Annotated in this window: 9 protein-coding genes; all 9 read left to right on the forward strand. The window is 69.9% G+C overall.

Going from position 1 to position 11,728, the window contains the following annotated elements; translation table 11 throughout:
- The first annotated feature begins 24 nt into the window (after positions 1–24).
- The gene (locus tag SGFS_RS04725) at positions 25–1,770 is read left to right on the forward strand and encodes a CocE/NonD family hydrolase (RefSeq protein ID WP_286247840.1); all 1,746 of its coding nucleotides are present in this window, start codon (positions 25–27) and stop codon (positions 1,768–1,770) included.
- On the forward strand, positions 1,767–3,410 hold the full coding sequence (locus SGFS_RS04730; RefSeq protein ID WP_286247841.1) for an AMP-binding protein: 1,644 nt from the start codon (positions 1,767–1,769) through the stop codon (positions 3,408–3,410). The genes SGFS_RS04725 and SGFS_RS04730 overlap by 4 nt, the downstream gene beginning before the upstream one ends.
- Entirely contained in the window at positions 3,407–4,195 is a 789-nt protein-coding gene (locus SGFS_RS04735; protein ID WP_286247842.1) for an enoyl-CoA hydratase/isomerase family protein, read from the forward strand. Before SGFS_RS04730 ends, SGFS_RS04735 begins: the two co-directional genes overlap by 4 nt.
- Positions 4,192–4,950 (forward strand): SDR family oxidoreductase, encoded by a 759-nt coding sequence (locus tag SGFS_RS04740; protein ID WP_286247843.1) that lies wholly within the window; start codon positions 4,192–4,194, stop codon positions 4,948–4,950. The genes SGFS_RS04735 and SGFS_RS04740 overlap by 4 nt, the downstream gene beginning before the upstream one ends.
- A gap of 143 nt (positions 4,951–5,093) precedes the next feature.
- Positions 5,094–5,771: a TetR/AcrR family transcriptional regulator gene (locus SGFS_RS04745; protein WP_286247844.1), complete on the forward strand. Its 678-nt coding sequence runs from the start codon at positions 5,094–5,096 to the stop codon at positions 5,769–5,771.
- A gap of 625 nt (positions 5,772–6,396) precedes the next feature.
- On the forward strand, positions 6,397–7,014 hold the full coding sequence (locus SGFS_RS04750) for a (2Fe-2S)-binding protein (protein ID WP_286247845.1): 618 nt from the start codon (positions 6,397–6,399) through the stop codon (positions 7,012–7,014).
- Between the two features lie 3 nt (positions 7,015–7,017).
- Positions 7,018–8,019 carry an FAD binding domain-containing protein gene (locus SGFS_RS04755; RefSeq protein WP_286247846.1) on the forward strand — a complete coding sequence of 334 codons (1,002 nt, stop codon included), beginning with the start codon at positions 7,018–7,020 and terminating at the stop codon, positions 8,017–8,019.
- Positions 8,016–10,190, forward strand: coding sequence for a xanthine dehydrogenase family protein molybdopterin-binding subunit (locus SGFS_RS04760; RefSeq protein ID WP_286247847.1), 2,175 nt, complete (start codon positions 8,016–8,018; stop codon positions 10,188–10,190). The genes SGFS_RS04755 and SGFS_RS04760 overlap by 4 nt, the downstream gene beginning before the upstream one ends.
- Before the next feature lie 122 nt (positions 10,191–10,312).
- A complete protein-coding gene (locus SGFS_RS04765; protein ID WP_286247848.1) occupies positions 10,313–11,467 on the forward strand; it encodes an XdhC family protein in 1,155 nt (384 codons plus the stop codon).
- The last annotated feature ends 261 nt before the right edge of the window (positions 11,468–11,728 follow it).

Below are 11,728 nucleotides of genomic sequence, written 5' to 3' on the forward strand. Positions count from 1 at the left end.
CCATCAGCTCAACGAGGAGCACCGATGCAGCACCTGTACGACATAGATGTCCAGGTTCCGATGCGTGACGGCGTAGCTCTTGCCGCCAACGTGTGGCATCCGGCCGAAGGGGAGGCTCCGGCGCTGCTCGTGCGCCTGCCGTACGGCAAAGACGTGATGGGCTTCGGCCAGTCAGCCATCCCCGACCTCCTGACTCTGGTGGAGGCCGGCTACGCGCTGGTGGTGCAGGACTGCCGGGGCACCCACCGCTCGGAAGGCGAGTTCGTTCCCCACATGGCCGACCGGGCCGACGGCGAGGACACCGTCGCCTGGATCGCCGAGCAGCCGTGGTCGGACGGCACGGTGGGCATGTACGGACCGTCCTACCTCGGGATGGTCCAGTGGGAAACCGCCGCCACTGGCGCCCCCGCCCTCAAAGCCATCGCGCCGACCTTCACCTCGATCGACAACTACGAGGCGCCCTGGTACTCCGCGGGAGGTGCGCTCTCACTGAGCCTGGTCACGTGGTGGAACGCCATCATGTACGCGGCCGACGCGCAGCGGTCCCTGGCGGCCGGCGAGGACACTCTGTCCCAGCTGCAGCAGCTCGGTCAGGCGGTCCTGTTCCCCGAGCCTCTCAACGACGTGCTGCCGACCGCCGAAGTTCCGGTTCTGGCGGCGTACGGCAAGTGGTGGGACGACTGGATGGCCCACCCCTCCCACGACGGGTACTGGGACGCCATGGAGCTCACCCCCGAGCTCAAGAACGTCACGGCCCCGGCGCTGAACATCGGCGGCTGGTACGACCTCTACATCGGCCAGACCGTCCGCACCTACACCACCGCCCGCCGGCAGGCGGGCAGTGCACAGGCGCGTGAGGGGCAGCGGCTGATCATCGGTCCGTGGGATCACATGGCCACGACCGGCGTCTATCCCGACCGCTCCTTCGGCCCGCTGGCCAGTGCCCAGATGCTGGGCCTGACCGGTCTGCATGTGAAGTTCTTCGACCGCTGGCTGCGCGGCGACACCACCGCTCTGGACGACGTGGCGCCCGTGAAGATCTTCGTGATGGGCATCGACCAGTGGCGCGACGAGCAGGAGTGGCCGCTGCCCGACACGCTGTGGACCGACTTCCACCTGACGAGCAGCGGACACGCCAACACAGCAGACGGCGACGGCGTGTTGACGACCGATCCACCGGCCGGCACCGGGCACGACACCTACCTCTACGACCCGCGCCGCCCGGTTCCCACCGCCGGCGGGGCATCCATGCCGACGACATTCGGATTCTGCGGTCCGGTCGACCAACGGACGGTCGCCGGCCGCGAAGACGTCCTGTGCTTCGCCACGCCCGTGCTCGAAGAGGCCGTCGAGGTCACCGGTCCGGTCAGCCTCACCCTGTTCGTCTCCTCCTCGGCGGTGGACACCGACTTCACCGCCAAGCTCGTCGACGTCTTCCCCGACGGCAAAGCGATCAACCTGTGCGACGGGATCCTGCGCACCCGCTACCGAGGCGGCCTCGCCACGGAAGAGCTGATGGAGCCCGGCACGGTCTACGAGATCACCATCGACATGACCGCCACCTCGAATGTGTTCCTCCCCGGTCACCGCATCCGCGTGGACGTCTCCAGCAGCAACTTCCCCCGCTACGACCGCAACACCAACACCGGCGGTGTCATCGCCCGTGAGAGCGAGGAGCAGATGATTCCCGCGGTCAACCAGATCCATCACGGGCCGAACCACCCCAGCCGCCTGGTCCTGCCGGTCATCGACCGCAAGGACCAGCGATGAGCGCCGCCGACCGGGTCGCCGAACTGAACGCGACCTTCACAGCCCCTTCCCTGAACGCGGCCTTGCTGCTGTGCGACCGGCACCCCGCGGACCGTGTCGCGTTCACCGTTGTCGACAGTGACGGCAAGGCTTCCATGCTGTCGTACGGAGAGCTCGCCGCGGACTCCCACCGCTGTGCGCGAGCCCTCCAAGGGCTCGGGGTCGGTCCCGGTGACAGGGTCGCGACCCTGATGGGCAAGAGCACCGACCTGGTCACCGTCATCCTCGCGATCTGGCGGCTCGGCGCGGTCTACGTCCCGCTGTTCACCGCGTTCGCACCCCAGGCCATCGCCCTGCGCCTGGAAGGCTCAGGCGCGCACGTCGTGGTCGTCGACCCGGACCAGCGCCACAAACTCGACCCGGGCCCCGACATGCCGGACGACCCCGAGCGCCGCGTCGTCGTCACCGGAACCAGCACCTCCCGCGGTGACACCTTGCTGGCCGACCTCATCGCGGCCGCGTCGCCAGAGCCGGTCCCCGCCGTCACCACCAGCGGGGACGGACCGCTGGTGCACATGTTCACCTCCGGCACCACCGGCAAGCCCAAGGGCGTCATCCACCCCGTCTCCTACATCGCCGGATGGCAGGTCTACCTGGAGTACGGCCTGGGCGTCACCCGGGGCAGTAGCTACTGGTGCGCAGCCGATCCAGGCTGGGCCTACGGGCTGTACTCCGCCATCGTCGCTCCGATGGCCGCCGGCATCCCCAGCCTGCTGCTGTCCGGCGGGTTCTCCCCGGAGACGACCTGGCGCACCCTCGTCGACCACCAGGTCACCGACTTCGCCGCCGCCCCGACCGTGTACCGGGGACTGCGCTCCTCATCGGTGCCCGTGCCCCGGGGCCTGTGGCTTCAACGGGCGTCCAGCGCGGGGGAGCCCCTGACCCCTGAGGTCAATGAGTGGGCCGGCGCTGCGCTCGGCCTGGCCGTGCACGACCACTTCGGCCAGACCGAGGTCGGGATGCCCTTGGCCAACCACCACCACCCCGAACTCGCCCACCCTCTCAAGGCCGGATCGATGGGCCGGCCTCTGCCCGGCTGGAGCCTCACCGTCCTGGCCGACGAGAAGGACGAGCCCGCCGGCCCGGGCGTGCTCGGCCGGGTCGCGATCGACGTCGCCGAAAGCCCGCTGATGACCTTCCGCGACTACCAGATCCCCGGGCAGAGCGACGCCAAGTTCACCCCCGACGGCCGCTATTACCTCACGGGCGACGCCGGACGCATCGACGCCGACGGCGACTTCTTCTTCTCCTCCCGCGACGACGACGTCATCATCATGGCCGGCTACCGGATCGGCCCGTTCGAGATCGAGAGCGTCCTCGCCCAGCACCCCGCCGTCGCCGAGTGCAGCGTCATCGGCGCACCCGACGACGTCCGCGGCGAGGTCATCGAGGCATACGTCGTCCTGCGCGACGCCGGCGACGCCTCGCGGCAACTGGCCACCGAACTCCAGCAGCTGGTCAAGACCCGCTACGCCGCCCACGCCTACCCGCGCACGATCCACTTCATCGACGCCCTGCCCAAGACGCCCAGTGGCAAGACCCAGCGCTACCTGCTGCGCAGCCGCCGACGCGCCGAACTCGCCACCCCGGAGTCCCGTTGACCGACACCGAACCTCTGCTCGTCGAGCAACGCGGCCCCGTCCGGTGGCTGCTGCTCAACCGCCCCGATCGGCGCAACGCCCTCGACATCTCCCTCGTCGAAGCCCTGGACAAGCAGATCAGCAGCGCCGAGGCCGACCCCGCCACAGCGGTCATCGCCGTGGCAGGCAACGGGCCGAGCTTCTGTGCCGGCGGGGACTTCCACCAGTTCCTGGAACTGCACGACAGGGGCGACAACCCGGTCGATTTCCTGGCCGACGTGTCGGCCTGCTTCAGCCGCATCGCGGCCAGCCCGAAACCATGGGTCGCCGTGCTGCACGGTCACGCCGTCGCCGGGGGCCTCGAACTCGCGCTGGCCTGCGACGTCGTCGTCGCCGCCGACACCACGCTCATCGGCGACGGTCACCTGCAGCGGCGGCTGGTACCGGCCGGCGGGTCCAGCGTGCGGCTTCCTGGTGCGGTCGGACGCGGCCTGTCGCGTTGGCTCCTGCTCACCGGCGAACTGCTGCCCGCCACCGAGTTCGCGCACACGGGCTGGATCCACGCGATCGTGCCCGAGGCCGACCTCGACGACACCGCCACCCGCGCCTGCCACCAGTTGGCCGACCGCAACAGCCCAGCCCAGCAACGGCTCAAGACGCTGCTGCACCGGATCGACGGCCTCGCCCCCGAGCAGGCCCTGCGCAAGGAACTGGCCACCTTCGCCGACAACTGGACGGCAAGCTCCGTGGCCGACGCCCTGCGGGCCTTCCTCGCACCCCGGACCACGAAAGCAGACCACAAGTGAATCGCTACCAGGGACGGGTCGTCGCCATCACCGGGGCCGCACAAGGTCTCGGCCTCGCCATGGCAACCCGCTTCGCCGCCGAGGGCGCCACCGTCGCGCTGTCCGACGTCAACGAACAAGCCCTCATCGATGCCGCCGGGACCATCACCGACGCCCATGACGCGAAACTTCGCACCGACGTGGTGGACGTGACCGACTCGGCTCAGGTCAATGCCTGGATCACCGGGGTCACCGCCGACCTCGGCGGCCTCGACGTGCTGGTCAACAACGCCGGCATCATCCGCGACAACCGCGTCGAGGACATCACCGACGACGACTGGCACGCGGTCATCGGCGTCAGCCTCACCGGCGGCTTCCACTGCGCCCGCGCCGCGTTCGGCCCCATGAAACGCCAGGGCTACGGACGTATCGTCAGCTTCTCCTCCATGTCATGGCGCGGGAACTTCGGCCAGACCAACTACGTGGCCGCCAAGGCCGGCATCGTCGGCATGACCCGCACCCTCGCGCTGGAGGGCGCCCGCCACGGCATCACCGCCAACGCCATCGCCCCCGGCCTCATCGAGACACCGATGCTCGCCTCGATGAACGGCCCGGCGCGAGACAAGCTCACCAGCAAGGTCCCGATGCGTCACACCGGCAGGCCCGAGGACATCGCCGAAGCCGCAGCCTTCCTCGCCAGTGAAGCCGCCGGCTACATCACCGGCATCGTCCTCGACGTTGACGGCGGCATCTCCATCGGATCCTCGATCCGGTAACGGCTAACCCGGAGCTGGAGGCTCAAGAGGGCTCGACGAGGGTACGTTAGATGGTACGCTAGTACCCGTCTGCTAAGATCAGTCTTCCTGCCCGGACGGTCATCCGCTGCTCGAGGCGGAGATGCTCATGGGAGACTGCTGCGGTGACGGCCCAAACTGACTCGCGTGACCGACGCCCGCGCCGAACGGCGCGCAGGCGGGTCGTCGACACTCGGCGGCGGGACGAACTGCTGCGCCTGGCCGAGGCGATCATCCTCACCGAAGGCTTCACCGCGGTGACCATGGATGAGCTCGCCCAGCGACTGGAGTGCTCGAAGGCGACGCTGTACAGCCTCGCCTCCACGAAGGAACAGTTGGTCCTGGCGGTCACCCGCGCCTTCTTCCGGGATGCGACAGCCGAGATCGAACAGGCCGTCCAGGCCGAGCCCGACCCCAGGCAGCGCATCCGCGTCTACCTCACCGGCGTCGGCACGGCCATGCGCCGGCATTCCCACGCCTTCTACGACGACATGGTCGGTTACGAACCGACCGCGCAGATCTACCGCAAGAACTCCGCCGCCGCGGCGCACCGGGTCCACGAACTGATCGAGGAGGGCGTGCAGTCCGGCGTTTTCCGCGCGCTCAACGGGCACTTCGCCGCCCAGGTCGTAGCGGTCACCATCGACGCGGTCCAGTCGGGAATCCTCCTGGAGAGGACCGGCCTGACCGCCGGCGACGCCTTCTCCGAGCTCGGTGACCTCCTGTTGGACGGGCTCAGCTCGGAGCAGGGCACATTCGAGCCTCCTTCCACAGCGGTGCGCTCGCCCAAGGACCCGGTCTAGGCGCCGAGCTAAAGCCCAGGCAAGGGGCGCACCTCGCGGATCGTCTCTGACCAGACACCACCCTCATATCCAAAAGCATCGCTGGCACGTTTGCGCTGTCACGTCGCGGACGGCCCGGCTTTCACCACGTGAGGGCGCACATGGGTGGTGGGACCATGTGATCGTCAACAAGCCGCACCGAGTGCCGGGCCTGCGGGGACGCCAGGGTCGCCGGGCAGTCGAGCGCGTATCAGCTGTCGTCAGTGGTGCCGCCGAAGGCGTCACCAAGGGCTTCGCCTTCGGCGCTGACATGCGGCGGTCGACCGTGGAGGGCTCTTCACCGACGCCGACCAGGAACGGCCTGGCGGATGTGCGTCTGCGCGGGTTGTCCGACGGGCTTCGGCCCCAGAGCGGCTGAACCGTTCAGTTCCCTGATTCAGAAGGGGAAGCCGGCGTGGGCGCGTCCAGGGCCGGCCTCGGATGCCGCGACGCCGAAGCGATACCGGATCCGCTGGGTGGGACCTCTCCGCCAGGCAGAGACCGCCGATCCATGGATAAACCTTCCTCTCCCGCTCCTGCGCGGGCGCTTCTACGGTCGAGGCCGCAGGCGCTCACCCGCCCGCCGCAACGAAGGAGCGAGCCCCCTATGGAGAAGACATCGACGACCACGAGGCCGCCGACCGGCCTTGTCGAGACGGCCTTCACCGTCAACGGCGAGGAGGTGTGCCTCGCTCTGGATCCTCGTGAGTCTTTGCTCGACGTGCTGCGCGAGCGTCTCGTGCTGACCGGAACCAAGAAGGGGTGCGATCAGGGGCAGTGCGGCGCCTGCACGGTGCACATCGACGGCCGTCGCGTCGTGTCCTGTCTGACTCCGGCGGTCCAGGTCGCGGGACAGGATGTGACGACCATCGAAGGCGTCGCGGCCCCCGACGGCACACTGCACCCGTTGCAGCAGGCGTTCGTCGACTGCGACGCCCTGCAGTGCGGCTACTGCACACCTGGGCAGGTGATGTCCGGCCTGGCCTGCCTGGCCGAAGGGCACACCGGGACCGACGGCGACATCCGTGAGTACATGAGCGGCAACCTGTGCCGGTGCGGCGCGTATGTCGGCATCACCGCCGCAATCCGCCGTGTGGCCGAGCAGGCCGAGCAGGCCGAGCAGGCCGAGCAGGCCGAGCAGGCCGAGCAGGCCGAGCAGAGCGAGCAGCCCGAGCAGAGCGAGCAGCCCGAGCAGGCCGAGCAGAGCGAGCAGAGCGAGGTGTAGACGGTGCGCTCATTCGCCTATGTGGTGCCCGACAGTGTCGCCGGGGCCGTCGACGCCCTGGCCGCCGCCGAGCCGGGCACCAAGATCCTGGCCGGTGGCACGACCTTGTACGACCTGATGAAGCTCGGCATCGAGGCGCCTCCGGCCGTCATCGACATTCACCGTCTCGCCGAGCTGACCGAGATCAGTACGGGTGAGGACGGACTGTCGTTCGGTGCGGGGGCGAGAATGGCCGAGGTCGCCGACCATCCGGTCGTACGCCGTGACTATCCGGCGCTGTCGGAATCCCTGTGGCGGGCGGCGTCCCAGCAGCTGCGCAACATGGCGACGGTAGGCGGGAACCTGCTGCAACGCACGCGATGCGGCTACTTCCGCGGCGGAGCGGAGTTCCCCTGCAACAAGAGGAATCCCGGCAGCGGCTGTGCGGCTCTCGAGGGACTCGACCGCACCCACGCGCTGCTGGGTACCAGCGACACCTGCATCGCCACCTACCCGGGCGACTGGGCCGTAGCCCTGATCGCGTTCGACGCCGAACTCGACGTGGTCGGCCCAGCAGGCGAGCGGACGCTGCCGCTCGGCGAACTGCACGTCGAACCGGGAGACAACCCCCTGCTCGAACACACCCTGGCTCCCGATGAGTTGATCCTGCGGATCCGCGTTCCCGCGACACCCGCCGGTCGCGGCTCCACCTATCACAAGATCCGTGACCGGGAGTCCTACGCCTTCGCCCTCACCTCGGCCGCCACCGCCGTGACGCTGGACGCCCAAGGTCTGGTCACGGACTGCCGGATCGGTCTGGGAGGGGTCGCCACGCGCCCCTGGCGGGCGACGACAGCGGAACGCTCACTGATCGGCGAGCAACTCACCAGGGAAACCGCCCGCCGCGCGGGGGAAGTCGCCTTCGCCGAGGCCCGCCCTCCGCGCACCGGCGCGTTCCGAGTGGAGCTGGGCATCCGCACCGTCACTGACGCACTGCTCACCGCCGGGAAGCGAGCCGCCCGATGAAGACCCCAGACCTGCGCCGCGTCGACGCCCACGAAAAGGTCACCGGCAGCGCACGCTACGGCGCCGACCGCGTCCCGGCCGACCTGGCGTATGCCATGTTCGCCGTGGCCACGTTCGGCAGGGGCCGCACCGTGGCCATCGACACGGCCGCGGCCGAGGCGGTCCCCGGAGGCCGTCTGGTCCTGACCCGGTTCAACGAGGACGAACTGCGCGGCCCCGGGTTTCTGATGGGTGGAGGCTTCGCCTTCCAGAGCCTGCAGCCGCTGCTCAGCGATGTCGTCGCCTACCGGGGACAGCCGATCGCGTTGGTCGTCGCCGACACCCTGGTCGCCGCCACCGAAGCGGCGGAACTCGTCCGGGCACGCTACGAGGCCGAGCCGTTCGCCGTCGGACTCGACGACGAAGGCGCCACCTCCGTCGTCCAGGAAGAAGCCCTGCCCTGGTTTCCCGACGTCAAGGTGGGCGACGCCGAGAGCGCGTACGCGGCGAGCCCGGTGCAGATCGACGAGACCTACCTGCACCCGGCTCAGCACCAGGTCCCGATGGAACTGATCAGCTCAGTCGTGGAATGGCAGGGCGACAGGCTCGTGGTGCACGAGGGCACCCAGAACGCCGGCGCACTGCGCCACGGAGTCGCCACGCAGCTGAACCTCGATCCGGCCGACGTCGAAGTCATCTCGCCCTACATCGGGGGCGGCTTCGGATCCCGCAACGCGCTGCAGCCACACATCGGGCCACTGGCGCTCGCCGCACGCAGGCTGATGCGTCCGGTCAAGCTGGTCGTTCCGCGCCCGCAGACGTTCCACGCCGGCAGCTTCCGGCCGGTCAGTCGTCATCGCATCCGGCTCGGCGCCGACCCGTCGGGACGGCTCCTGGCCGCCCTCCACGACGCGGAGCACCAGACGTCCCGCCACGACCTGTACCCCGCCATGTTCACGGAGATGACGTCGAGGCTGTACGCCGTACCCAACTTCGGGGGACGTCAGCGCCTGGTTCAAACCGATGTCCAGACGCCGGGATTCATGAGGGCTCCGATGGAGGGCCCGGCCAGCTTTGCGTTCGAGTCGGCCATGGACGCACTGGCGTACGCCACCGGCCAGGACCCCGTCGAGCTGCGGTTGGCCAACGACACCGCCACGGACCCGGTCACCGGGCTGCCCTTCTCCTCCCGCCACCTGGCCCAGTGTCTGACGCGGGGTGCGGAGCGGTTCGGATGGGGCAAACGCGATCCGCGTCCGGGGTCGATGCGTGCCGCTGACGGATCGTTCGTGGGCCTGGGCGTCGCTGTCGGCGCCCACCCGGTCATGGTGGCTCCCGCCGTGGCCCGTATGTCCGCGGCGGCCGATGGCCGGGTGACCGTCAGCGTCGACGGCCACGAGATGGGGCAGGGCATCCGCTCGGCCATCGCTCTCCTGGTCGCGGAGGACCTCGGTGTTCCCGTGCGGGACGTCGTCGTACGGGTCGGTGACACGCGCTTGGCACCGCAGCATCTCACCGCCGGTGCGTGGGGCACCGCGACCGCGTTGCCCGCGGTGCACAAGGCACTGCGCGAGCTGCGGGGGCAGCTCGGCACGGGCGACACCGGGACAGTGGATGTGGCAGCCGCGGTCCGAGCCACCGGAGGCGGGTCGCCGGAGGTGGAGGTGACCTCCGTGGGACCGGGCCAGCCCCCCGAGATGCTCGACCGTTCACGGGCCGGCCTGTTCTCCGCCGCGGGTCCGGTCTTCCCGGACTTCACGGCCTTCAGCTGGGCCGCTCACTTCGTCGAGGTCCGCATCGAGGCCACGACACGGCGCATCAGTGTGCCCAGGGCGCTCTGCGTGGCCGACTGCGGACGGGTCGCCAGCCCGGTCACCGCGGCCAGTCAGGTCCGCGGGGGCGTGACCTGGGGCATCAGCCAGGCGCTCCGCGAGTCGAGCGAGGTCGACGGGCGCTTCGGCGGATTCCTCAACACAACGCTGGAGGAGTATCCCGTCGCGGTCAACGCCGACATCCAGGAGATCGACTTCGACTTCATCGACGAGCCCGACCTGCTCCTCAACGACATCGGGGTGAAGGGCCTCGGCGAAGTCACGATGATCGGCGCGGCAGCCGCTGTCGCGAACGCGGTCTTCCACGCCACCGGACAGCGACAGAACCAGCTGCCCATCCGGATCGAGCACGTGATGTAGGCCGTCACCTCGCCAGGGTCCGGCCGTCGGACCTACCAGGGTCGCCCCCGCGTACGCGCTCAGCGTCCGCGCGCGGCGGCAACCGCCCTACCCACCCCTGCGGGGAACCCGGAGGACGCCCCATGCTGAACATCGCGGACACACTGCACCACTGGTGCCGCGAGGCACGCCCCTTCGCCCTGGCCACCGTCGTCGACGTCACCGGAAGCGCGCCCCTGCCCGTCGGTACGTCGGTCGCCGTGGACGAGGACGGCAACGCGGTCGGCAGCATCTCCGGCGGCTGCGTCGAGGGCGCCGTCTACGAACTGTGCCGACAGGTGCTCTGTGACCTGGGTGCCCCGCAGCGCGCCTGGTTCGGTTACTCCGACGACGACGCCTTCGCCGTGGGCCTGACCTGCGGCGGCCAACTCGACGTCCTCGTCCAGCGCATCGACCCCGTGACCCGGCCGCTTCTCGGCGCGGCCCTCGCGGAGGTTGCCGGGGGCCGACCCGCCGCCGTGGCACAGGTCGTCGACGGGCCCGACGGACTGATCGGCGCCACCCTGGGCGTTCTCGGTGACAGCTGGATCGCCGACGGGTCGCTGGCCGCGGGTCCGACAGGCATGGCGGTGGCGGACCGGGCCACAGCCCAGCTGCGGGTGGGCCGCACCGCGGTCGTCTCGCTCGGCGGGGACGCGGACACCTGTCCCGAACGGCTCTCCGTCCTCGTCCACGTGGCCGCGACCCGCCCCCGCATGCTGATCTTCGGCGCGGTCGACTTCGCCACCGCGCTCAGCCAGGCCGGCCGCTTCCTCGGCTACCGGGTCACCGTGTGCGACGCCCGCCCCGTCTTCGCGACTGCGGCACGCTTCCCGCACGCGGACGAGGTCGTGGTCGACTGGCCGCACCGCTATATGGAACGCACCGAGGTGGACGGCCGAACCGCCGTCTGCGTCCTCACCCACGACTCCAAGTTCGACATCCCCCTGCTGCGGCAGGCACTCGATCTGCCCGTCGGTTACGTGGGCGCGATGGGATCCCGCCGGACTCACGACGAACGCCTGCGTCTCCTGCGCGAGGCGGGCGTCGCGCAGGACCGATTGGCTCGGCTGCGCTCCCCGATCGGTCTCGACCTCGGTGCGCGCACGCCCGAGGAGACGGCGATCTCCATCACCGCGGAGATCATCGCCCACACCAACCAGGGCACGGGTCTGCCCCTGACTCTCGGCACGGGCCCGATCCACCGGCCTGGTGACCAGGCAGTCGACGAGCGTCGTGCCCTCGACGCCCGCAACTGACGCCGTGACCGGGCAAGCCCTCCGGGTCGCAACCGCCCTCTCCCACACAAGGACTGATCATGACGACCTTCGCCCTCGCCGGGGACGGCGCCTGCGCCGTCCCCGGGCCCGCATCGCAGCGCGGCCGGAACGGCGGCACCCGCGGCTCTGCCAGATCTTCGGGCACGCCGGGAGCTGCCGGCCGTTGTTCTCTGCCGTGTCGGACTTCCTCCGGACCGAAGGCTCGGATGTCGAATTTCCGGGATCCGGCGGTCGTGGCTG

This window comes from Streptomyces graminofaciens, assembly GCF_030294945.1.
Classification (GTDB): domain Bacteria; phylum Actinomycetota; class Actinomycetes; order Streptomycetales; family Streptomycetaceae; genus Streptomyces; species Streptomyces graminofaciens.